The 21,970-nt window shown below is 69.6% G+C and carries 21 protein-coding genes; 4 read left to right on the top strand and 17 right to left on the bottom strand.

Annotated elements, in window-relative coordinates; translation table 11 throughout:
• Positions 1-165: 165 nt before the first annotated feature.
• A complete protein-coding gene (locus tag ND450_RS43050; RefSeq protein ID WP_245786050.1) occupies positions 166-1,161 on the bottom strand; it encodes an ABC transporter substrate-binding protein in 996 nt (331 codons plus the stop codon).
• Positions 1,162-1,359: 198 nt separating this feature from the next.
• Between ND450_RS43050 and ND450_RS43045 the strand changes: the two genes are divergently transcribed.
• Together ND450_RS43045 and ND450_RS43040 are read left to right on the top strand one after the other, a co-directional pair.
• Entirely contained in the window at positions 1,360-2,529 is a 1,170-nt protein-coding gene (locus ND450_RS43045) for a 4-hydroxybenzoate 3-monooxygenase (protein WP_253323696.1), read from the top strand.
• A gap of 174 nt (positions 2,530-2,703) precedes the next feature.
• Positions 2,704-3,441, top strand: a complete 738-nt coding sequence (locus ND450_RS43040; protein ID WP_253323695.1) for an IniB N-terminal domain-containing protein — start codon at positions 2,704-2,706, stop codon at positions 3,439-3,441.
• A gap of 147 nt (positions 3,442-3,588) precedes the next feature.
• On the opposite strand, the gene ND450_RS43035 is transcribed toward ND450_RS43040, so the two are convergent.
• From ND450_RS43035 to ald, 13 genes are all read right to left on the bottom strand, one after another.
• Positions 3,589-4,386 carry an ABC transporter ATP-binding protein gene (locus tag ND450_RS43035; protein ID WP_253323694.1) on the bottom strand — a complete coding sequence of 266 codons (798 nt, stop codon included), beginning with the start codon at positions 4,384-4,386 and terminating at the stop codon, positions 3,589-3,591.
• On the bottom strand, positions 4,370-5,137 hold the full coding sequence (locus tag ND450_RS43030) for an ABC transporter permease (RefSeq protein WP_253323693.1): 768 nt from the start codon (positions 5,135-5,137) through the stop codon (positions 4,370-4,372). Before ND450_RS43030 ends, ND450_RS43035 begins: the two co-directional genes overlap by 17 nt.
• Complete coding sequence (locus tag ND450_RS43025; protein ID WP_342716684.1) at positions 5,134-5,712, bottom strand: ABC transporter permease subunit; 579 nt, start codon at positions 5,710-5,712, stop codon at positions 5,134-5,136. The genes ND450_RS43030 and ND450_RS43025 overlap by 4 nt, the downstream gene beginning before the upstream one ends.
• Positions 5,713-5,957: 245 nt before the next feature.
• On the bottom strand, positions 5,958-8,690 hold the full coding sequence (locus ND450_RS43020) for a helix-turn-helix domain-containing protein (protein WP_253323692.1): 2,733 nt from the start codon (positions 8,688-8,690) through the stop codon (positions 5,958-5,960).
• A gap of 115 nt (positions 8,691-8,805) precedes the next feature.
• Positions 8,806-11,520: a hypothetical protein gene (locus ND450_RS43015; RefSeq protein ID WP_253323691.1), complete on the bottom strand. Its 2,715-nt coding sequence runs from the start codon at positions 11,518-11,520 to the stop codon at positions 8,806-8,808.
• A 183-nt stretch (positions 11,521-11,703) separates the two neighbouring features.
• Entirely contained in the window at positions 11,704-12,438 is a 735-nt protein-coding gene (locus ND450_RS43010; RefSeq protein WP_253323690.1) for a pseudouridine synthase, read from the bottom strand.
• Positions 12,431-13,315: an SMC-Scp complex subunit ScpB gene (gene scpB / locus ND450_RS43005; RefSeq protein WP_253323689.1), complete on the bottom strand. Its 885-nt coding sequence runs from the start codon at positions 13,313-13,315 to the stop codon at positions 12,431-12,433. Before scpB ends, ND450_RS43010 begins: the two co-directional genes overlap by 8 nt.
• Positions 13,312-14,142 (bottom strand): ScpA family protein, encoded by an 831-nt coding sequence (locus ND450_RS43000; RefSeq protein ID WP_253323688.1) that lies wholly within the window; start codon positions 14,140-14,142, stop codon positions 13,312-13,314. Before ND450_RS43000 ends, scpB begins: the two co-directional genes overlap by 4 nt.
• A complete protein-coding gene (locus tag ND450_RS42995; protein ID WP_253323687.1) occupies positions 14,139-14,459 on the bottom strand; it encodes a hypothetical protein in 321 nt (106 codons plus the stop codon). The genes ND450_RS43000 and ND450_RS42995 overlap by 4 nt, the downstream gene beginning before the upstream one ends.
• Positions 14,456-15,379: a ParA family protein gene (locus tag ND450_RS42990; RefSeq protein ID WP_253323686.1), complete on the bottom strand. Its 924-nt coding sequence runs from the start codon at positions 15,377-15,379 to the stop codon at positions 14,456-14,458. The genes ND450_RS42995 and ND450_RS42990 overlap by 4 nt, the downstream gene beginning before the upstream one ends.
• 101 nt (positions 15,380-15,480) lie before the next feature.
• Positions 15,481-15,810: a helix-turn-helix transcriptional regulator gene (locus tag ND450_RS42985; RefSeq protein ID WP_089914109.1), complete on the bottom strand. Its 330-nt coding sequence runs from the start codon at positions 15,808-15,810 to the stop codon at positions 15,481-15,483.
• 24 nt (positions 15,811-15,834) lie between these two features.
• On the bottom strand, positions 15,835-16,710 hold the full coding sequence (gene xerD / locus ND450_RS42980) for a site-specific tyrosine recombinase XerD (protein WP_253328146.1): 876 nt from the start codon (positions 16,708-16,710) through the stop codon (positions 15,835-15,837).
• Between the two features lie 8 nt (positions 16,711-16,718).
• The gene (gene ald, locus ND450_RS42975; RefSeq protein WP_253323685.1) at positions 16,719-17,789 is read right to left on the bottom strand and encodes an alanine dehydrogenase; all 1,071 of its coding nucleotides are present in this window, start codon (positions 17,787-17,789) and stop codon (positions 16,719-16,721) included.
• 53 nt (positions 17,790-17,842) lie between these two features.
• On the opposite strand from ald, the gene ND450_RS42970 reads away from it, so the two are divergent.
• Positions 17,843-18,430 (top strand): NINE protein, encoded by a 588-nt coding sequence (locus ND450_RS42970; RefSeq protein WP_245786051.1) that lies wholly within the window; start codon positions 17,843-17,845, stop codon positions 18,428-18,430.
• Here the strand turns inward: ND450_RS42970 and ND450_RS42965 are convergent.
• The 3 genes from ND450_RS42965 to ND450_RS42955 are packed head-to-tail and all read right to left on the bottom strand — an operon-like array spanning position 18,427 to position 21,129.
• Entirely contained in the window at positions 18,427-18,822 is a 396-nt protein-coding gene (locus tag ND450_RS42965; RefSeq protein WP_253323684.1) for a DUF2752 domain-containing protein, read from the bottom strand. The two genes, ND450_RS42970 and ND450_RS42965, sit on opposite strands and share 4 nt — an antisense overlap.
• A gap of 10 nt (positions 18,823-18,832) precedes the next feature.
• Complete coding sequence (locus ND450_RS42960) at positions 18,833-19,450, bottom strand: NUDIX domain-containing protein (RefSeq protein ID WP_253323683.1); 618 nt, start codon at positions 19,448-19,450, stop codon at positions 18,833-18,835.
• The gene (locus ND450_RS42955; protein WP_371927582.1) at positions 19,447-21,129 is read right to left on the bottom strand and encodes a CTP synthase; all 1,683 of its coding nucleotides are present in this window, start codon (positions 21,127-21,129) and stop codon (positions 19,447-19,449) included. Before ND450_RS42955 ends, ND450_RS42960 begins: the two co-directional genes overlap by 4 nt.
• Before the next feature lie 178 nt (positions 21,130-21,307).
• Between ND450_RS42955 and ND450_RS42950 the strand changes: the two genes are divergently transcribed.
• Positions 21,308-21,970 (top strand): hypothetical protein, encoded by a 663-nt coding sequence (locus ND450_RS42950; protein ID WP_253323682.1) that lies wholly within the window; start codon positions 21,308-21,310, stop codon positions 21,968-21,970.

Genomic DNA, 21,970 nt, shown 5'->3' with positions numbered 1-21,970 from the left:
AAACGCGCTGTTCTCATACCGCCGTTCGGACGACAAAACAGTGGTTCGAGAATCAACGACTTTGCACTGCGCGGCTAAACGGCCCCCGCGCGATAATTCATTTGGCGGAGACGATCGCGCGGGTGACGGCGATCACGGCCTGATCACAGCCACCCGCGCGGTTCGTCAACTGCCGGAGGGCTGGATGAGCATCGGCTTGACGTCGAGCTCCTTGTCCAGCATCTCGTAGGTCACCATCAGCTGGACGACGCGCTGCAGGCGCGTCGCGTCGAGCGTCGTCGGGAAGGCGCCGAAGTGGACGAGACCTGCGGTTTCCTTGTCGACCTTGGCGTACTCGACGAGCAGCGGCTCGACCGTGGGGCGGTCGGTCGCGGCGGCCTGGCCCTTGGCCATCGCGCGCTGGAAGGCGGCGACGGTCTTGGGGTTCTGCTTGGCGAACGCACCGGAGGTCGCGTAGCCCGCGATCGGGATGTTGTCGGTCGGGCCGGACGCGGCGTCCAGGACCTTGATCTGGCCGGCGGCACGCTGGGCGCGCGTGATGAACGGCTCGACCATGAAGGCGGCGTCAACGGTCTTGTTCTGGACCGCCGCCTGCATGTCCGGGAACGGCATCTCCTTGAACTTGACCGACTTCACGTCCACGTTCGCGGCCTCGAGGGTCGCCTTCGCGGTGAGCTCCGCGATGTTCTTGAACGTGTTGATGGCGATGGTCTTGCCGGCGAGGTCGGCAGGACTCTTGATGGCCGAATCACCGTTCGCCAAGATCAGGAACATGTCGGGTTTCGCCTGGTAGCCGTCCGAGATCAGCTTGATCCCGTCGACCGCCTTCGCCGTGTCCTTCGCCTGGGCCGCGAAGAACGAGACCCAGTTGCCGAACGTGAAGTCCAGCTCCTTGTTGACCAGGCCGGGGATGGCCGCGGCGCCACCCTGGATGACCTTGAGGTCGACCTCGAGGCCCTCTTCCTTGAAGAAACCCTTGCTGATCGCGACGTGGACCGAGGCCACGTCGAGAATCGGCAGGACACCGAGGGTGATCTTGGTCTTCTCGACCTGACCGTTGCCGGCCGACTCGGCCGGGGGTGCCTGCTCTTTGCCGCCGAGCGCACCACAGCTCGCCACGGTGGCGAGCAGCGTGGCAAGGGCGATGCCACGGATGGCCATACGGCGGACTCTTCGAGTCATCGGGAGCACTCTCCTGTCGGAGCGGTGTCGTCGTTGCGGGGAATGATCGCGACGGTCAACCACTCAGAGTAATGATGCTGCTCCAAAAGACCCCAGTTGACCGACACGAGCAGGTTCAAGTCCACTACCTGCGGTGAGCATCTAAGCACAGCAGGTCTAGGGCTAGGAGAACCCCAGTTGAAGCGCGCTGTGACCGTTGTCGGCGCTGGGCCGGCCGGTCTGACCTTGGCAAACCTGATCCAGCAATCAGGTATCGACTGCGTCGTGCTCGAAAAAGCTAGTCGAGCCCATGTGGAAACCCGACCACGGGCGGGAGTCCTGGAGCACCGCTCTGTAACCATGTTGGAGTCACTCGGTCTGGCAGATCGTTTGCTGATGGAAGCAGACCGTCACGGAACGTGTGAATTCCGCGTGAGCGGCAGGGCCTTCCAGGTGTCGTACAGCGACCTCTACGGGGGCCGCGAGCACTTCGTCTACCCCCAGCAGGAAGTGGTCAAGGACCTCATCGGGGGATTTGTGGACAGAGGAGGTGACATCCGGTTCTCGGTCAGCGACGTGGAGTTGCGAGATCTCACGTGCTCGCAGCCGTCCGTGGCCTTCACCAGCGAAGACGGCACCCGCGAGACCATCGAGAGCGACTTCGTGGCAGGGTGTGACGGGTTCCACGGTGTGAGCCGCCCCTCCATTCCCGAGGGCGTGCTGACGGAATTCACGCACCAGCACGGGATCGAGTGGCTGACCATTCTCGCGGAGGCCCCGCCATCGACTAAAGCGACCATTTACGCGTTGCACGACGACGGTTTCGCCGGACACATGTTGAGGTCCGCGACGATATCTCGGTTCTATTTGCAGGTACCGGTCGGAACAAAGGCCTCGGATTGGTCCGACGAACAGGTCTGGGAAGCACTCCACAAACGCTTCGCATTGCACGACTCGTCGTGGACGCTGACCGAGGGGAAGATCATCGAAAAGCGCGTGCTCGACATGCGCAGCCACGTGGTCGAGCCGATGTCCTACGGCCGGCTGTACCTGCTGGGTGACGCAGCACACATCATCACCCCGGTCGGCGCCAAGGGCATGAACCTCGCGATGAACGACGCCGCAACCTTCGGACGTGCGCTTATCGACTACTACACCACCGGATCCGAGACCGGTCTCAAGACCTACTCGGAAGACTGCCTGCGCCGGGTCTGGAGGGCACAGGAGTTCTCCCAGTGGATGGTGAACATGATCCACACGGACGTCAGCTCGCCGTTCTTCGGACGGTTGGCCCAAGCACGACTGGAACACCTGGCGGAGTCCCCCACCTACCGGGCGACCTTCGCGGAGAACTACGTCGGCCCGTGACAAGAAAGTCCCACCCTCAAGGGTGAAATCCCCGCCCCCCTAACGGGTGACCCCCCTCCCCCTAGGGATCTCGCTAGGTCACAATCTGGGGCCAACTCCCGATGCTGGGGGATGTCGTTCGTCCATACGGTTCAGCACGACATCCCCCGATCCAGCTACAGGAGCTTCAGTTTCATGAGCACCCAGCAGACGCTGCACGACTTCACCCTCGGTCTTCTCGGCGACCTGGACGCCCGCGAGGCGTTCCAGCTCGACCCGGAAGGCACCCTCGAAGCCGCTGGTCTGGGTGACATCTCGCCGGTCGACGTCCACGAGATCCTGCCCCTGGTGCTCGACAGCGCGTCCGTCGTGAAGATCGACGCGGTCGACCAGGTCCTGGCCGGCGCGGGCGACCTGACCGCCGTCGACAGCCTCAAGCTGATCACGAGCAGCGTCGAGGGCGTCTCGGGTGTCGCCGGCATCGCCGCCCCCTCCTCCGTCACCGCGCTGGTCACCGACTTCGGCGGCCTCGGCGACGTCACCAAGACCCTCGACGTGGTCAACACCGACGAGGTCGTCACCGGCGTCACCGACCTCGCGACCGGCAACTCGGTCGTCACCGGGGTCACCGACGTCGCGGACGTCCACGCGGTGACCGGTGTGACCGACGTGGCCGACGTGCTGGTCAAGGACCTCGACGCGGACGTCCTCGTGAAGGACGTCGTCGACACCGACGTGCTGGTCAAGGACGTCGTCGGCGACGTGGACGTCAAGGACGCCGTGGACCTCAGCCACAACGTGGTGCAGGACGTCGCTCAGGTCGGCGACGTGCACGCGAACCTCGGCAACGTCATCGACGACGTGAAGCTCGGCGACGTCGACCTGCTGCACGACGGCATCGCCAACGGCAACGACTTCGACATCCACCTCTGAGCCGCCGGGAACGGACGCTCAGCGCTCTGCCCCCGAGCGCGGCCGCCCGTTCCCGTTCACCCAGTGCCCACGCCCTCCCGCAGGCACTGAGAACGCAGTGGAGCCCCGGACCGCGGCGGTCCGGGGCTCCACTGTTCGAAGCGACGGTCAGGACGGGACGGTCTCGCTGAGGGACTCCCTCTCCGCCGCGGCCCACTTCTCGACGTCGATCGAGGGCTTGCCGACGTTCAGCAGACGGGCCACCTTGGACCGCAGCGCCACGAAGGCCTCGTCGGTCCGCGTGGTCACCTGGTCGCGCTCGGCGGGCAGCGGGACGTCGAGGTCCGCCACCAGCCGCGCGGGCGAGTTGGAGAGCACCAGGATGCGGTCACCCAGGTACACCGACTCGTCGATGTCGTGCGTGACGACGAGGACCGTCGTGTCGTGCTCGCGGCGCACGCGCAGCAACAGGTCCTCCAGCTCGAAACGGGTCTGCGCGTCCACCGAGGCGAACGGCTCGTCCATCAACAACAACGCCGGCCGGTACGCCAGAGCGCGCGCGATCGCCACACGCTGTTGCATACCACCGGAAAGCTGCCACGGGCGCTTCTTTGCGGCGCCCGCCAGACCGACCCACTCCAGGGCCTCCGCGGCGCGAGCACGGCGCTCGGCACGCGGCAGGGACCTCAGCGGGAACTCGACGTTGCCCTGCACGGTGAGCCAGGGGAACAGCGAGCGCTGGTAGTCCTGGAACACCACCGCGAGGTGGGAACCCTTCAGGGACACGTCACCGCGGGAGGGCGCGATGAGCCCCGAGATCGTGCGCAGCAGTGTGGACTTGCCGCATCCGGACGGTCCGACCACGCACACCAGCTCGCCGGCGCGGACGGTGAAGGTGAGGCCGCCGATGGCCTCGTAGTCTCCGTAGGTGTGGCCCAGGTCGGCCACCTCAAGCATGTTGCTCATCCCTGCTCCTCGGTTGCCACGCCAAAGCCCTGCGTTCCACCGCCAGAAGAGCGGTGTTCAGTCCGTAGCCGAGCACGCCCAACAGGACGATGCCCGCCCACATGCGCGTGTAGTCGAACTCGCGCTGTGCCGTCATGAGTTGCGAACCGATGCCGTTGTCCGTGCCCACGAGCTCGGAGATGACCATCAGCACCAGGGAGAGCGACAACGACACCCGCAGCCCGGCGAAGATCTTCGGCGAGGCCGCGGGCAGCACCACTCCCAGGACCCACTGGTGACGCGGGATCCGGAAGACCGCGGAAGTGTCCACTTTGGTCACGTCGACGGAACGGGCGCCGTCGACGGTGTTGAGCAGCACCGGCCAGATCACGCCGAAGACGATCGTCGCGAGCTGCATCGAGGTGCCCGCCTTGAACAGCAGCAGGAACACCGGCACCAGGGCGGGCGGCGGGATCGACCGCAGGAACACGAGCAGCGGTCCCGCGTACTCCATGGCCCGGTCGGAGCGGCCCAGCAGCAGGCCGAGCGCGATGCCGATCACGGAGGCGATCGCCCAGCCCGACAGCAGCCGGCCGATCGACGGCAGGACGTGCTCGGTGACGTTCTCCGGTTCGAGGACCCACCACTGCCAGGCAGCCTCGACGATCTCGGACGGCGGGGGGAAGAACGGGTCGTCGGCCGCCACGCCGAGCACCTGCCACACGATGATCAGACCGGCGAACACGGACCACCGTTGAAGGAACTTGTTCACCAGGCCACCCAACGCCGGCGGATCCGCTCGAGACCGTTGTTCAGCAGGACGCCGATCGCGCCCGCGACCACGGTGCCGACGAGCACCTGGTCCATCCGGCCGGGCCCGCTGCGGGCCTCCATGATGAAGTAGCCGAGGCCGATCTCGCTGCCGGCCATGAGCTCCACGCTGACCATCACGATCAACGCCGTGGTGGCCGCGAGCCGGATTCCGGTGAGGACGAACGGCAACGCGCTCGGCAACGCCACGCGGAACAGCACGCCGACGCGTCCGGTCCCGAAGACCCGGGACGTCTCGACGAGCAGCGGGTCCAGTTCGTCGAGCGCGTAAATGGTGTTGAAGAGGATCGGCCACAGTGCCGCGTAGACCGCGAGCGTGATCTTCGTTTCCGGGCCGAAGCCCAGCATCACGAGCGCCAGCGGAATCAGTGCCACAGAAGGGATCGGGCGCAGGAACTCGATCACCGCGCGGGTCGCGTGGCGCACGGCCGGGACGCTGCCCAGCACGAGTCCACTCGGCACCGCGATGGCGATCGCGATCCCGATGGCGATCAGCACGGCCAAAACCGTTGCCACGACATGACTGATGAATTCGGAGGAGGTCAACTGCGTCACGAGCTCGCCGAACACGAGAGAAGGTGGCGGGAGCGCGTCTGCAGGGAGGAGGGGAGAGCGTCCTAAGAGCTCCCAGAGCGCGAGGAATCCGGCAATGCCGATGAGTCCCCGTGTGAACGCACGCACTCGGTCACCCTAGAGAGTGGATCTCCAGTTCACAATGCGTGCTTGCTCAACTCCGGCTTGTTCCCACGCATCGCGTCGGTTCAGCAGACCTGCACGCGCTCCACTTCGCCGAAACTCTTCACCCATTCGGAGTCCGTGAGCCGCGCGCCGTCTTTTTCACACATCCGCTTGATGATCCGGCCGGTGTCGAGGTCGTACGGCAGCAGTTCGGGGTCCTGGCCCCCGCTGCGCACGAGGAAGTCCCGGTTCTGCGGCCGGTACACCGCGCGCGTCGAGGCGCCGTGCCCGACGACGTACGCGAGCCGGTCCGCCGGACGGTCGTTCGTGTAGAGCTGCTGCACCTCGAACACGTTGTCGCGCACCACGGCCACGCGGCCGTCGTCGGAGAACGTGACCCGCGCCCCGGCGCGCAACGCCGTGTCGAGCCGTGCGCGCAGCACGGGCGACTCGCTCGGCACGCGCTGCCACACCTCGACGACCGACTCCGGTGAGGAGTGCTCGAGGGCGAGCCAGCGCCCGTCCCCGCTGTAGGTGATGCCGCGGACGTAGACGTGCTGGGACAACGGCGGCGCGGCGGGCTCGACGGTGCCGCCGATGCTCCAGAACTCGACGGTCGTGGTGCCGGCGACCTTGTCCCAGCCACCGGTGGCGAGCTCGCGGCCGTCCTGGCTCAGCGCGACGGTCTCGGGGTCGCGCACCGGCATGGGCAGTTTCCGGGGCGTGCGCGGGTCGCTCAGGTCGTAGAGCTCCGCGTGCTCGGACTCGTCCGGCGTCGGCAGCCCGACGTCGACCGCGTCGCCGACCTTGCCGACGAGCCGCGAGCCGTCCGCGCTGAGGTCGAGCGTGCGGAACCTGGCCGGCAGCGCCGTGAGGTACGTGATGTCGTTCGCGTCGTTGACGGCCCACAGGTGTTCCTGGCCGCTGTTGTCCTTCGTGATCGCACGGCGTTCGGCGAGCTTCACGACCCGGTGGCGGTCGGCGAACCTCTTGCCCGGCTCCGCCCTGTCCTCGTCGAGGCCCCACATCCGGTCGGTGCCGTCCTGGTCGGTCACGGCCGCCATCTCCCCGCGCGGGGCGACGACCACGTCCGCGTCGTCCTTGGGCGTGCCGGTGAACGGGATGCCGCGCGTGACCGCGCTCGAGAGCCGCAGGATCTTCTCGGCCTCGGCCGACGGGCTGACCTCGTAGCCGACCAGCGCGTACTTGTCCGCGTACGGACGCCGCTGTTCCAGCAGGGACTCGGACTGCGACAGCGCCTTGCCGCCGAGCTCCCGGTCGTGCAGCTCGGTGATCTTGCGTTCGTTCGAGAGCGCGTAGACGACCGTGCCGGGCACCAGCGCGATCAGCACCGCCATGACCGCGATCAACGCCGTCGAGCGGCGGGTCTCGCGCTTGGCGCTGATGTCGACGAACCGGCGTTCCTGGACCGTCAGGAAGTCGCCGAGTTCCTTGGCCCTGCGCAGCCGCACGCCCCGGTAGAGCGCCAGCGGGTCGCGGTCGCTCGCCTCCCACAGCTCGATCGCGGTGACGAGCTGCTGGTGCGTCCTGAGGGTGTCGCGTTCCTCGTCGATCCACGCGGCGAGCCTCGGCCAGCGCAACGCGGCGTCGTGGGAGAGCTCGGCGCCGTCCTCGGTGAGCGTGACCAGCCTGGCCTTCACGACGAGGTCGAGCAGGTGCGCGTCCACGTCGGTCCTGCGGGTGCGGCGCTGCACGATCCCGTTGCGCTGCACCGAGACGAGCCTCAGCAGGAACTGCCGGACCGCCCGCCGGTCGGCCTCGCCGAGTTCGGCGTAGAAGGCCTCCGCGCCCTGCGCGACGACGTGCTCGATGCCGCCGGTCTCCTCGAAGCCCGCGAGCGACAGCGTCATGCCGCGCTTGCGCCGCCACGTCTCGACCAGCACCTGCTGCACCAGCGGCAGCGCGTGCCGGTTCGCCGCGTCGGCGACCAGGCGCGCGATCACCGCGGTCTCGACCGTGGCCCCGATCTTCGCGGCCGGTTCGCTGATCGCGCGGCGCAGCTGGTCCGCGCTCATCGGTTCGACGGTGATCTCGGTGGCGTCGACGCCCGCGACCCGCCAGCGCGCGTGGTGGTCCGCTCGCACGGACAGCACGACGTGGGGGCAGCGGGTGACGGCGGCGAGGAAGTCGTCCGCGTCCAGGGCCTTCTCGGCGTCGTCGACGAGCAGCACGAGGCCGGGGCGGTGCTGGCGGATCCGCAGCCGGAGGTGGTCGGGGTCGCCGCGGAACTCCTCGGCCAGCCGGTCGGCGGTCGTGCCCTCGAAGACACCGGCGAGGGCCTCGGCCAGGTCCCGCAGCGGGTCGTGGCCCGGTGTGACGACCACGGCGTCGTCCAGGGCGGGCTGCAGGCCGGCGCGCAGCAGCGACGTGCGGCCCGATCCGGAGGCGCCGATGACGACGGTGACAGGCGTGGCCCGGACCGACTCGACGATCTCGTCAACGAGGGACTCACGTCCGAAGAAGTGCTTCGCGTCGTGTTCGGTGAACGGCGCGTTGCCGGGGTACGGCGCGTTCGGCTGGGATGGCTGCGCGTGCTCGACGGAGAGCTCACGCCAGCGCTTGGTCCACGGCGCGGGATCGGCCTCGCAGGCCCGCACGAACGCGAGCGTCAGGGCGAGCGAGGGCAGCTTGCGCCCGCCGGCCGCGTCGGACAACGCGGTCGGCGAGTAGTTCGCTCGCCGGGCCAGCTCGCGGTAGCTCGGTTTGCCCGCCTGGTCCCGCAGTCTGCGCAGGTCACCGGCGAACCGCAGCAACGCGGTGTCCTCCGGACCCAGCGGACGTTCCCCTCTTGGCATGCCGCCTCCCGGCCGGATTGTCCACCAGAGGTTCGCGCTCCGTCTAACGGCCCGCTAACCATCCACCATCATCCCGTGCGCTTCGTGATCGTTTCACCTCTCGCACGCTGCGACTTCAGTCACGACACGGTGGGGTGAAGTCGAGACCGGCGAAGTACTGGTCCCACTCCTCGCGGCTCATCCGCGGGATGGCCTGCTCGCAGATCCGGACGGCGGGCTCGCGCGGGTCGGCGTTCCACAGCCGCACCGCCCGGTCCGCACCGCCCGTGACGACGTCACCGCTCTGGGGCATCAGGCCGACCGCGGTGACCGGTCCGGCGTGGCCGCGCAGCAGCGCCTGCTCCACCGGTTCGCCGTCGCCGAGCCGCCAGAGCCGCACCAGGCCGTCGTCCGTCGCGACGGCCAGCCGGCCGGCGCCGAGCCGGGCCGCCGTCACCTCGCCCCCGCCGGACGGGATCTCGGCGCGCAGGACGGGGTCGCGCGGATCGGTGGTGTCCCAGACGTGGACGGCCGTGCCCGCGGTGGTCAGGAGCGCGCCGTCGCCGGTGAACTGCGCCCCGCCGGCGAACTCCCTGGTCAGCGACAGGAGCTTGACGTCACGCGGGTCGGTGACGTCGGCCAGGTGCACGGCGTGGCCCGTGGTGACGGCGGCGAGGACCCCGCCGTCCTGGCGGAACGACAGGCCCGCGAGCGGTCCCAGGCCGAGCTGGGCCGTGGTCAGCAGCCGCGGGCGGTCGAGGCGCAGGTCCGTCCAGAAGCTCAGGGCGCCGTCCGCGTCCGTGGTGACGAGGGTGCCGCCCTGCCAGGCGATCGCGGCCGCGCGCACGGGGAGCACGGCGAGTTCGCGGGGTTTGCCGAGGGAGACGTCGACGACGTGCACGGCGCCGTCGTCGCTCGCGGACGCCATGAGGCCGCCGGTCGAGTCCATCGCGAGCGCCGTGACGGCGCCGGAGTGGCGGGTGGCGTCGTGGGAGGTGCGCGGGGACGGCAGGTCGTCCAGCGAGGTGAGCACGACGGTGCCGTCGCGGTGCCCGGTCGCGACCCGCTGCTGGGTCGGGCCGACCACGAGCGCGGTGACCTCGGACTGGGCCTCGCGCAGCACCTGCGACGGCACGTCCTCCTGCCGCAGCCCGTTGCGCGCCTGGGGCAGCGGCACGAGCTGATAGGCGGCGAGGGCGATCTGCTGGGCCAGGGCGGGGTTCGTGGAGCGCAGTGCGGCGGCCTCGCCCACGGCCCTCAGCACGGCGGCGTTGGCGCGTTGCTCGTCGGCGGTCCTGGTGGCCTGCAGGGCGAAGGCGGTCGAACTGGCGGCGACGACCACGAGCGCGGCGAGGACGGCGAGCAGCTGGCGCTGGCGGCGGGTGCGTCTTCGGGCGCTGCGCGAGACCTCCTGCTCAGCGGCCCTGCTGGCGGCGAGGAAGGCGCGTTCCTTCGCGTTCAGGGACAGTCCATCCGGGACGTTCGCCAGCCGGCGTCCGCGGAACAGCACGCCGGGGTCCCGGTCGAGCGACTCCCAGGTCCGCGTGGCGTCGGTGAGATCGCGCTGCGCCTTGATGTTCTCGCGTTCGTCCTCGACCCAGCGCTGGAGCGCGGGCCAGCCGCGGATCAGCGCCTCGTGCGCGAGTTCCACGCCGTCGCGGTCGATCACGACGAGCCGTGCCGCCGCCAGCGCGGCCAGCACCTCGTCGTCGGCCTCGAGCTCGGCCTGGGGCGCACGCCGTTTCGTGTCCTCGGCGGTGACGAGCCGCAGCAGGATCCGCCTCGCCTGCTCCCGCCCCCGTGGCGACAGGGCGTCGAAGACCTCCTGCGCGGTGCGGGCGACGGCGTGCTCGAGGCCGCCGACCTCCTCGTACCCGCTGAGCGTCAACGTCATGCCGCGCCGGTGCTGCCAGGTCTGCGCGAGCGCGTGCGACAACAACGGCAGCACGGCCGCCTGCCCGACCGCGTCGGCCATGAGCCTCGCCAGCAACGCCGTCTCGACCTTGGCGCCCACGACCGCGGCGGGTTCGGTGATCGCGAGTCGGAGCTCGTCCGGTGTCATGGGACCGAGCAGGACCTGCGCACCCGCGAGTGCCTCGACCAGGTCGGGGTGTTGCGCGCAGTGGCCGTAGTAGTCGGCGCGGACGCCGATGACGACCTTCTCGCAGCCGAGGAGCGCCGTCACGAGCCACCGGCGGAGCTCCTCGTTGCGGCACAACGTGAACAGCTCCTCGAACTGGTCCACGACCACGAGGTGCCCGTGCACCGCTCCCAGCCGCGACGGGTCCTTCAGCTCGTCGGCGAGCGCGACCGCGTCCCCGCCGGTGAGCCGGGCGAGCGCGACCGCGCACTCCTCCACCGGGTTCGCACCGGGAGTGAACAACAGGACCGGCCCGCGCGTGCGGGCGATGAGCCCGGCCCGCAGCAACGACGACTTCCCCACACCGGACGGTCCGAACAGGCCGGTGAGGCGGTTCCCGGTGCCCAGCAACTCGGCCGTCACGCGTTCGCGCCCGAAGAACCTCGGCGCGTCACCGGGCTGGAACATCGCGAGCCCCACGTACGGACTGTCGTTCGTCCCAGGGGGTTCCGACTCGGCCACGGCCCGCCACCGCCGCGCCCACTCCTCCGGATCACCGTCGCAGGCCTTCGCGTACGCCTTCGTGACCGCGAGGCTCGGCAGCTTCCGCCCGCCCGCCGCCTCCGACAACGCCGCGGCCGAGTAGTGCGCCCGCCGGCTCAGCTCCCGGTAGGTCGGGCTGCCCGCGCGCTCCCGCAGCCGGCGCAGATCCGCCGCGAACCGCAGCAGACCGCTCTCGCCCTCGTCGAGAGGGCGTTCCCGTCTCGGCATCCCGTCATTGTTCAGAGAACTTTGTTCAGCGGCCAACACATGACCGTGAACAACCCGTTCGCCCTAACGTCGGTGCGGACGCACCTTCACGGGGAAGACCCGGTGCTCGCGCCCCGAACCGGCGCCGGAGTGGCCGTGGGTGGCGACACGCGACGCCACCCACGGCTCACGTCAGCCTGGGTCCTACAGACCGACGAGCTTGTACAGCCCGCCGACCTCCTGGCGGTTCAGCACCCGCATCGAACCGGGGCGCTGGTTGCCGAGCGAGACCTCGCCGATCGCGACACGCACCAGCGACTGCACCGGGTACCCGGCGGTCTCCAGCAGGCGGCGGACGATGTGCTTGCGGCCCTCGTGCAGCACGACCTCGACCAGGGCCTTGCCCGGCACCGCGCTGATGAGCTTGAAGGAGTCGACCTTGACCGGCCCGTCCTCCAGCTCGATGCCCGCCTTGAGCTTCTTGCCGAGACCCTTCTCGACCGGGCCGGGGACCTCGGCGAGGTAGGTCTTCTTGACGTTGTAGCTCGGGTGCATCAGCCGGTGCGCGAGCTCACCGTCGTTCGTGAGCAGCAGCAGGCCCTCGGTCTCGGCGTCGAGGCGCCCGACGTGGAACAGCCGCTCCTTGCGGTTGCGCACCAGGTCGCCCACGCACGGGCGGCCCAGGTCGTCCTCCATCGTGGAGAGCATCCCGTACGGCTTGTTCAGCGCGAGCGTGACGACGTCCTCGCGGATCTGCACCCGCACGCCGTCGACGTGCACGACCGCCGTCTCGGGGTCGATCCGGCGACCCTGCTCGCGCACGACCTTGCCGTCGACCTGCACCCGCCCCTGCTCGATCAGCTCTTCGGAAGCGCGGCGCGAGGCGATCCCCGCCTGCGCGAGCACCTTCTGCAGGCGCACGCCCTCGTTCTCAGACATCGTCGATCGCATCCACTTCGGGCAGCAGCGGGGCGATTGGCGGCAGGTCGGCAAGCGACGACAGCCCCAACCGCTCCAGGAACAGTTCGGTCGTGCGGTACAGGATCCCACCCGTGTCGCTGTCGGTGCCCGTCTCCTCGATGAGCCCCCGTGCGACCAGGGTCCGGATCACACCGTCGACGTTGACGCCGCGAACCGCCGCGATCCGCGCCCTCGTCACGGGCTGCCGGTAGGCGATCACCGCGAGCGTCTCCAGGGCAGCGCGGGTGAGTTTCGCGCGCTGGCCGTCGAGCAGCAGCTTCTCCACGAACGGGGCGTACCGGTCCCGCGTGTAGAACCGCCAGCCGTCCCCCGCCCTGCGCAGGTCGATGCCACTGCCGGACTCGGTGTACCGGGTCGACAGTCTACGGAGTGCCTGCTTGATGCGCTTCACCGGCTGCTCGAGGGCGCTGCTGAGGGCGTCCTCGGCGATCGGGCTGTCGACCACCAGCAGCACGGACTCGAGGGCGGCCTCGAAGGTGGCGTCGTCGGAGAGGTCCGGGAGGCCGGAGTCCTCGATCTCCTCCTCGGGGGCGGCGGCGAGGAGCTGCGCTTCGAGGGTGGCGGCGTCCTCGGTGTCGGCGTCGGCCTCGGGGGCTTCGGGCTCGTCGAGCACGACGGCGGCGGGCGCGGCGTCGGAGAGAGCCGCGTCCTCCCCCGACTCGGTCACGGGCGGCTCGGCCGCGGGTTCGCCGACGGGCTCCTCCAGCACGACCGCGGCAGGCGCGGCGTCGTCCAGAGCGGCGTCGGCCGTCTCCTCCGCCGCCCCGGCCCCGTCGAACGCCGGCCCCGGCTTCCCGACCTCCGCCGCGTCCGGTCCGACCAATGGCTCGCTCATCCGCCGTAGTCCTCATCCTCGTCGCCGGCGTGCACCTGCGCCTGCGCGTCCTCCAACGTCCCACCGACCCACGTCACCTGCAGCGGACCGAGCGGGTCCTCCTGCTCGAAGGCCAGCGACTTCTCCCGGTACAGCTCCAGCAGCGCGAGGAACCGCGCCACGACCTCCATGGTCTCGGTGCAGTCGGCCACGATCTCCGCGAACGACGCGGTGCCCTTCTCGATCAGCATCGCGCGCAGGACGTCCGCCGTCTCGCGGATCGACACGCGGTGCTGGTGGATGTGCGCCACCGACAGCGTGCGCTTCTGCTTGGGGCGGAAGGCGGCGGCCGCGATCAGGGCGAACCTGTCGGGCGTGACGCCGAGCATCACCTCGGGCAGCAGGCCCTCGAAGCGCGGTTCCAGGGACACCGAACGCGGGTAGCGGCGGTACGCGCCCTGTTCCAGCTCGGCGAACAGCGCGGCGACCTGCTTGTACGCGCGGTACTGGAGCAGACGCGCGAACAGCAGGTCGCGGGCCTCCAGCAGCGCGAGGTCGTCCTCGTCCTCCACGTCGCCGGTGGGCAGGAGCCGCGCGGCCTTCAGGTCCAGCAGGGTGGCGGCGATGACCAGGAACTCGGTGGTCTCGTCGAGGTCCCACTTGTCGCCCATGCCGCGGATGTGCGCGATGAAGTCGTCGGTGACCGTGTGCAGGGCCACCTCGGTCACGTCGAGCGTGTGCTGCGAGATCAGTTGCAGCAGCAGGTCGAACGGTCCCTCGAAGTTCGTGAGCCTGACCTTGAACTTGCCGTCGTCAACCGGAGTCTCAGCAGGGGCTTCCTCTGTCACTGCTCGCGCAACCTGCGTACCAGCAACGACGCGTCACCGAGCGTCTCGAGGTCGTCGAGCACGATGGCGATCGCCTCGCGCACCACCCGGCCGCGGTCGACGCCGAGGCCGTGGGAACCGCGCAGCGCGAGCCGCGCCTGCTCCAGCGACATCAGCTCCTCGTCGGACACGTACACCGTGATCTTCGTGGTGTGCTTGGTGCGACCGGAACCACGGCGTTGCTGCGGGGCGTCCTCCGAGGAGGACACCTCCGGGGTCGGAGCAGCGGTCAGCCGGAACAGTTCCGCGGCGCCCGGCAGTGATGGGCGGCGGTTCACCGGGCGATCACCTCGCGAGCCAGGGCGCGGTAGGCGTTGGCACCGGACGAGCGCGGCGCCCAGCGCGTGATCGGCTCGCCGGCCACGGTGGTCTCCGGGAAGCGCACCGTGCGGTTGATGACCGAGTCGAACACGATGTCGCCGAACGCCTCCACGACGCGGGCCATGACCTCGCGCGAGTGCAGCGTGCGCGGGTCGTACATCGTGGCGAGGATGCCGGTGATGTTGAGCTTGGGGTTCAAGCGTTCCTTGACCTTCTCGATGGTGTCGATGAGCAGCGCCACCCCGCGCAGCGAGAAGAACTCGCACTCCAGCGGGATCAGCACACCGTCCGCGGCCGCGAGGGCGTTCACCGTGAGCAGGCCGAGCGAGGGCTGGCAGTCGACCAGCACGTAGTCGTAGTGCTCGATCACGGGACGAAGGGTGCGCACGAGCGTGTGCTCGCGCCCCACCTCCGACACGAGCTGGATCTCAGCCGCCGACAGGTCGATGTTGCTCGGCAACAGGTCCATGTCGTCGACCATGGTCTTGCGGATCACGTCGGGAACGGCGGTGTCGTTCTCCATGATCACGTTGTAGATCGTCGTCTCGAGCTGGTGCGGGTGCACGCCGAGACCGACCGACAGCGCGCCCTGCGGGTCGAAGTCGACGAGCAGCACGCGGCGGCCGTACTCGGCCAGCGCCGCGCCCAGGTTGATGGTCGTCGTCGTCTTGCCGACGCCGCCCTTCTGGTTGCACACCGCCAGGATCTTCGCCGGGCCGTGGTGCAGCAACGGCGGCGGGTCCGGGATCACGCGACGGGCTCTCCCCGTCGGGCCGATGCCGTCGACCTGCTCCGTGGCGACGTCGTCCACCGGCGCGGCGTGCGGGGCCAGGTTCAGGTCGGCACGGGGCGCGAAGGCGTGCTCCGGTGTCGACATGGCTGGCGTTCCCTCACTGGTCGTAGTCGTCTCTCCGGGCGCAGCGTAGGCCGCACCCGTGCGAGCGGCAACGCGCCTCGCCGAGGTTTGTCAAGACTTGGTCAGACAGCGACATCCGTTCGTGTTCGCCGGTCGGCGGCGGACAGCACCACGTCCAGCAGGCCCGGGAAGAGAAGGTCCAGGTCATCGCGGCGCAGCGACACCCAGCGCTGGTTGCCGCGGCAGCGTGTTCGGGTGAGGCCGGCTTCGCGCAACACGCGCAGGTGCTGGGAGAGAGTCGACTTCGCCACGTCAACCTCGAAGGCCCCGCACAGGCGTTCGCCGCTCATCTGGATCTGGCGCACGACCGCGAGCCTCGTCGGGTCACTCAGCGCGTGCAGCACGGCGGCTAGATCAATGGCCTGTGGGGACGGCTCGTCCAAGTTCGGCACCTGCCCACCGTACCCGTGGAAGCCTCATGTTCCAGAGGCCCGAGGGTGCGCAGTTGCGTAGACCTCCCTCAAAGTCGTAACGGTTACCAGTGTGTACACCTGAGTGGTCGTAACGGATGCGTGCCCGAGGAGTTCCTGCACCACCCGAACGTCGGCACCCCCTTCGAGCAGATGGGTGGCGAACGAATGCCGCAACGTGTGGGGGGACACCGCGGCGGTGATTCCCGCGTCCTCCGCGGCGGTCTTCAGCACAGTCCACGCGCTCTGCCGGGACAGCCTTCCGCCCCGTGCGTTCAAGAACAACGCGGGCGTGCCACGTCCCTTCTCCGCCAACGCGGGGCGCGCCCGGACCAGATAGGCGTCCACCGCGGCCAACGCCGGCCGCCCGACCGGGACCAGCCGCTGCTTGCCGCCCTTCCCGTCCAGCAACACCGTCCGCTCCGCCGCGTCGATGTCGTCCACGTCGAGCCCGACCACCTCGGAGATCCGGGCTCCCGTCGAGTAGAGCAATTCAAGGAGCGCCTTGTCCCTGAGGTTCCCCACGGTGTCCAGCAGGGTGAGAACATCATTGACGGGTAATGCTTTCGGCAACCTCTTCGGAGGCGATGGCGGGTGCACGGCACGTGCGACGTCATGCGGCACAACGCCTTCACGGTGTGCGAAGCGGTGCAACCCGCGCACGGCGACCAACGTCCGTGCGGCCGAAGAAGCCGCGAGCCCGCTCTCGCGCAACACGGCGAGAAACTCACTCACCTGCAACTCCGTCACGGCCGCAAGGTCCGTGACCCCCAGCGTTTCCAGGTGCTCGGTGTACCGGCGCAGGTCGCGCGTGTAGGAGTCGAGCGTGTTGCGGGCGGTGCCGCGTTCCACGGCGAGGTGGTCGAGATACGTCGCCACCAACTCAGAAATCACGCCAGGCCTGCCAAGACGATCTCCCCATCACGCGCGTTGACGCCCATGGCCAAGGCGGGGTCTTCCGCCACGGCACGCTCAAAACCCTTGTCCGCCAACGCGATGACGTACGGCAGCGTCACGTTCGTGAGCGCGTACGTCGACGTGTTCGGCACGGCACCGGGCATGTTCGCGACGCAGTAGAACACGGACTCGTGCACGCGGTAGGTAGGTGCGTCGTGCGTCGTCGGCCGCGTGTCCTCGAAACAGCCGCCCTGGTCGACCGCGATGTCCACGAGCACGCTGCCCGGCCGCATCCGCGACACGAGCTCGTTGCTGACGAGCTTGGGCGCCTTCGCACCGGGCACCAGCACGGCGCCGACGACGAGATCGGCCCAGCGGCAGGCCTTCTCGACCTCGTAGGCGTTCGACGCGATCGTCTGCAGGTGCCCGCGGTAGGTGAAGTCGATCTGCCGCAACCGGTTCACGTTCGTGTCGAGCACGACGACCTCGGCCTGCATGCCGACGGCCATCGTCGCCGCGTTCATCCCGGCGACGCCCGCGCCGATCACCGCGACCTTGCCCGCGGCGACACCGGGCGCGCCACCGAGCAGCACCCCGCGCCCACCTTGGGCCCGTTCCAGGCAGTGCGCGCCGACCTGGGCCGCCATCCGCCCGGCGATCTCGCTCATGGGCGCCAGCAACGGCAACGACCCGTCCGCCAGCTGCACGGTCTCGTACGCGATGGCCGTGATCCCCGACGACGCGATCGCGGCCGTGCACGCCGGCGACGCCGCCAGGTGCAGGTAGGTGAACAGCACCTGCCCGCGCCGCAGGCGGTGGTACTCGGGCTCGATCGGCTCCTTGACCTTCAGGACCAGGTCAGCGGTTCCCCACACCTCGTCGGCGGAGGAGGCGATGCGCGCGCCCGCTGACGCGTACTCCCGGTCGGGGAACGACGAGCCGGCGCCGGCGTTCCGCTCGACGACGACGGAGTGTCCGCGGCGCACCAGTTCGACCACTCCGGCGGGCGTGATGGCCACGCGGTACTCGTGGTTCTTGATCTCCTTTGGGACACCGACCAGCATCGTCGCAGCGTATTCCCGATGTGGATCTCCTGCATCGGATACCGTTCTCAGCCGTGTCAGAAGCATTCGGGCCGGAGCAGCAGCGCATCGGCAACCAGCAGCGCGAAGAGGCGATCACCGCCCTGAACGACCACTTCGCGATGGCGCGGCTCGACATCGGCGAGTACCAGGAACGCGTGAACCGCGCGTCCGGCGCGCAGAGCTACTTCGAGCTCGCCGAGCTGTTCCGCGACCTCCCACAGCCGCACCCGCCGTTCCTCGCGCCGCCCTCGGTGCCGTTCGCCGCCGTGCCCCCGCCCCAGCCGACGCAGCCGTACTACCCGCCGCCCACCGGCCCGCAGTACGCGGTCCCGCCGCCCCCGCCCGGCATGATCCCGCCGGGCTACGGCACCCCGGGAGCGCCATACGGCTTCGACCCGATCACCGGCGTTCCGCTGTCGGACAAGTCGAAGATCGCCGCGGGCGTGCTGCAGCTGTTCCTGGGCGGCTTCGGCGTGGGCCGCTTCTACACCGGCCACGTGGGCATCGGCATCGCCCAGCTGCTGACCTGCGGCGGGTGCGGTGTCTGGGCGCTGGTCGACGGCATCATCCTGCTGGTCAGCGGCGGTACGGACGCCCAGGGGCGCAAGCTCCGCGACTAGATCCCGGCGAGATTCCGTCCAACGCCCCACAGAGCCGCCACGACGAGAACGGCGACACCGACCGACTTCGGCACGGATCGTCGTTCGCCGGTCCACCGATCACGCGTCCACCGCGAGAACAGCCACACGGCCAGTGGCACGCCCAACGCGAGCATCACGGCGTTGAAGTGGAACGCGCTGACGACGTCCCCGTGCAGCAGCGCGTGCAGCATGCGCGTCACGCCGCAGGCAGGGCAGTTGAGCCCCGTCAGCCAGTTGAACGGGCACTTCGGCAGCAGGTTGCCGGGCTTGTTCGGGTCGACGAACTGCAGCACCACCACGCCGGCGGCGCCGAGCGCGAGAACGCCGAAGGGCGCCTTCAACCGTCCGAAGGCGCCCTTCACCGTCTGCATGGTGTCCAACCTACTTCTTGCGCGCGGCGAACCGGGTCGGCTTGTCGCGGAAGGGCGCGTCGGCCGGACGCGGTTCGGCCCGGCCCTCCAGCACCTCGCGGGCCGCGAGCAGCCCGGCGACCGCCGACGAGTTCACGATCTCGCCCGAGAGCACCATCCGCACGGCCTCGTCGATCCCGAAGCGGTGGATCTCCAGGTCCGCCTCCTCCTCGCCCTGCACGTCGCGGTCGACGTCGGAGAGCTCCCGCGCCAGGAACACGCGCACGACCTCGTCGGTGAACCCGGGAGACGCGGCCGTGTCGACCAGCACGTCCCAGCGCGCGGCGTCGAGCCCGACCTCCTCGGCCAGCTCGCGGCGGGCGCCGACGACCGGCTCCTCGCCGTCGTGGTCGAGCAGTCCGGCGGGCAGCTCCCACAGGTGCCTGCCCAGCGCGTGCCGGTACTGGTGGATCAGCACGACCTGGCTCGCGTCGTCGACGGCCACGACCGCGACGGCGCCCATGTGCTCGACGATCTCGCGCTTGGCCGTGCCGCCGCCGGGCATCTCGACCTCGTCGATCCGCAGCGCGACGACCCGTCCGACGTGCACGTCCTCGCTGGAGACCGTGCGGAAGTCGTGGCGCGTCACTTGGACGCGCCCGCGGTCAGCGGGAGGCGGTCGGCCACCCGGTAGTCGATCGCGGCCTTCACGAACGCCGCGAACAGCGGGTGCGGCTTCGTCGGGCGCGACTTGAGCTCGGGGTGCGCCTGCGTGCCCGCGTAGAACGGGTGCACGTCGGCGGGCAGTTCGACGAACTCGACCAGGCGGCCGTCGGGCGACGTGCCGGAGAAGACCAGGCCGGCGTCGGCGAGCTTGCCCCGGTACGCGTTGTTGACCTCGTAGCGGTGGCGGTGGCGCTCGGAGACCTCGGTGGCGCCGTACGCGGACGCGACCACGGAACCGGGCGTGAGCTTCGCGATGTACGCGCCGAGGCGCATCGTGCCGCCCATGTCGCGCTGACCGGCGACGACGTCCTGCTGGTCGGCCATCGTGGAGATGACCGGCGTGCCGCCCTCTTCGAACTCACTCGAGTTCGCGTCCTCGATGCCCGCGAGGTTGCGCGCGGCCTCGATGACCATGCACTGCAGGCCGAGGCACAGACCCAGCGTCGGCACACCGCGCGTGCGGGTGTACTTCAGCGCGCCGAGCTTGCCCTCGATGCCGCGCACGCCGAAACCGCCGGGGATCAGCACGCCGTCCATGCCGGACAACGCGCGCGCGGCACCCTCGGGCGTCTGGCACTCGTCCGACGGCACCCACTTGATCTCGACCTTGGCGTGGTGTGCGAACCCGCCCGCACGCAGCGCCTCGGTGACCGACAGGTAGGCGTCGGGCAGGTCGACGTACTTGCCGACCAGGGCGATCTTCACCGTCTCGGACGGGTTGTGCACCCGCTCCAGCAGGTCGCCCCACACCGTCCAGTCGACGTCGCGGAACGGCAGGTCGAGGCGGCGCACGACGTAGGCGTCGAGGCCTTCGGCGTGCAGCACCTTCGGGATGTCGTAGATCGACCGCGCGTCGACGGCCGCGACGACGGCGTCGGTGTCGACGTCGCACATCAGGCCGATCTTGCGCTTGAGCGAGTCCGGGATCTCCCGGTCCGCGCGGCACACGATCGCGTCGGGCTGGATGCCGATGTTGCGCAGCGCCGCGACGGAGTGCTGCGTCGGCTTGGTCTTCAGCTCACCGCTCGGCGCCAGGTACGGCACCAGGCTGACGTGCAGGAAGAAGACGTTGTCGCGGCCGACGTCGTGACGCACCTGGCGGCACGCCTCGAGGAACGGCAGCGACTCGATGTCACCGACCGTGCCGCCGACCTCGGTGATGACCACGTCCGGCGTGACGCCGTCGGCGTCCGGCTCGGCCATCGCCCGGATGCGGCGCTTGATCTCGTCGGTGATGTGCGGGATCACCTGGACCGTGTCGCCCAGGTACTCGCCGCGCCGCTCCTTGGCGATCACCTCGGAGTACACCTGGCCGGTGGTGACGTTGGCTTCGCCGCTCAGGTCTCGCGCGAGGAACCGCTCGTAGTGGCCGATGTCGAGGTCCGTCTCCGCGCCGTCGTCGGTCACGAAGACCTCGCCGTGCTGGAACGGGTTCATCGTGCCGGGGTCCACGTTCAGGTACGGGTCGAGCTTCTGCATCGTTACCCGCAGGCCGCGCGAGGTGAGCAACTGGCCGAGGCTGGAGGCGGTGAGCCCCTTGCCCAGGGAGGAGGCGACGCCTCCCGTGACGAAGACGTGCTTGGTCGTACGTGCCTGCTGCACCAACGGGGCTCCCGTGAAAATCGTGGGGGCCGAATCCCCCTATCCACGGGCCATAACGCTAACACGCCGCCGGTCACTCAGCGCACCACGACCCGGCAGATCACATCACCCGATCGGCGCAGCGAGGGGTTTTGCCGAACTTCCCCCGGCACGGCCCGACATCAGGAAAAGTTGTCACGTGACCTTCGACGTGGCAGGGGAAGCCGCAAAAGTCGTGCGCGACCGCTCGGCGGCGTGGCGGTTCATCGAGGGTTTCGCGGCCGCATGGGCCGAGCCGATCGAGGCCTGGGACGGCTGGAACCACGCCGACCTGAACGCCGCCGAAGACAGGCTGGGCGTGCGGCTGCCGGACGCGGTGCGCGACGCGTACGCGTTGTTCGGCAAGCGCCCGGACCTCACGAGCAACCAGGACTGGCTGCTCACCCCCAGCGAACTGCGGCTCGACGGCGAGGTCGTCGTGTTCCGCAGGGAGATCCACTCCGTCACCTCGTGGGGCGCGGCCCTCGACGACCCCGACCCGGCCGTCGTGCACGCGACGGAACGCGGCTGGGAACCGTGGCTGCCGCACTTCTCCGCCGCCTGCGTCGAGCTGGTGCTGTCGGAGGCGCTGTTCCGCGACGGGGCCGTGACAGCGGACAGGGAGACGTCCGCGGCGGACGTCTCCCTGCTCGAAGACCACTTCGCACTGCTGCCGCTGCACGGTCCCGGCACCCGCTGGTTCGTCAGCGACGACCTGATCGTGCGCGAGGACGACGGTGAGTGGCTCTGGGCCCGTGCCCGCACACCGGAGTCGCTGGACATGCTGACCCGGTGGCTTCCCGGCGAGTGGGCGACCGACTAG

The sequence above is a fragment of the Lentzea sp. HUAS12 genome (assembly GCF_024125735.1).
GTDB classification, from domain to species: Bacteria; Actinomycetota; Actinomycetes; order Mycobacteriales; family Pseudonocardiaceae; genus Lentzea; species Lentzea albida.
Note: the sequence above shows the minus strand (reverse complement) of the source record. Positions and strands in the feature narration are given on the sequence as shown.

What these genes read in the sequence shown, in the direction of transcription:
- ND450_RS43050 (WP_245786050.1), bottom strand. Translation starts at nt 1,161, where the DNA reads ATGGCCATCCGTGGCATCGCCCTTGCCACGCTGCTCGCCACCGTGGCG.
- ND450_RS43040 (WP_253323695.1), top strand. Translation starts at nt 2,704, where the DNA reads ATGAGCACCCAGCAGACGCTGCACGACTTCACCCTCGGTCTTCTCGGC.
- ND450_RS43035 (WP_253323694.1), bottom strand. Translation starts at nt 4,386, where the DNA reads ATGAGCAACATGCTTGAGGTGGCCGACCTGGGCCACACCTACGGAGAC.
- ND450_RS43020 (WP_253323692.1), bottom strand. Translation starts at nt 8,690, where the DNA reads ATGCCAAGAGGGGAACGTCCGCTGGGTCCGGAGGACACCGCGTTGCTG.
- ND450_RS43015 (WP_253323691.1), bottom strand. Translation starts at nt 11,520, where the DNA reads ATGCCGAGACGGGAACGCCCTCTCGACGAGGGCGAGAGCGGTCTGCTG.
- ND450_RS43010 (WP_253323690.1), bottom strand. Translation starts at nt 12,438, where the DNA reads ATGTCTGAGAACGAGGGCGTGCGCCTGCAGAAGGTGCTCGCGCAGGCG.
- scpB (WP_253323689.1), bottom strand. Translation starts at nt 13,315, where the DNA reads ATGAGCGAGCCATTGGTCGGACCGGACGCGGCGGAGGTCGGGAAGCCG.
- ND450_RS42990 (WP_253323686.1), bottom strand. Translation starts at nt 15,379, where the DNA reads ATGTCGACACCGGAGCACGCCTTCGCGCCCCGTGCCGACCTGAACCTG.
- ald (WP_253323685.1), bottom strand. Translation starts at nt 17,789, where the DNA reads ATGCTGGTCGGTGTCCCAAAGGAGATCAAGAACCACGAGTACCGCGTG.
- ND450_RS42965 (WP_253323684.1), bottom strand. Translation starts at nt 18,822, where the DNA reads ATGCAGACGGTGAAGGGCGCCTTCGGACGGTTGAAGGCGCCCTTCGGC.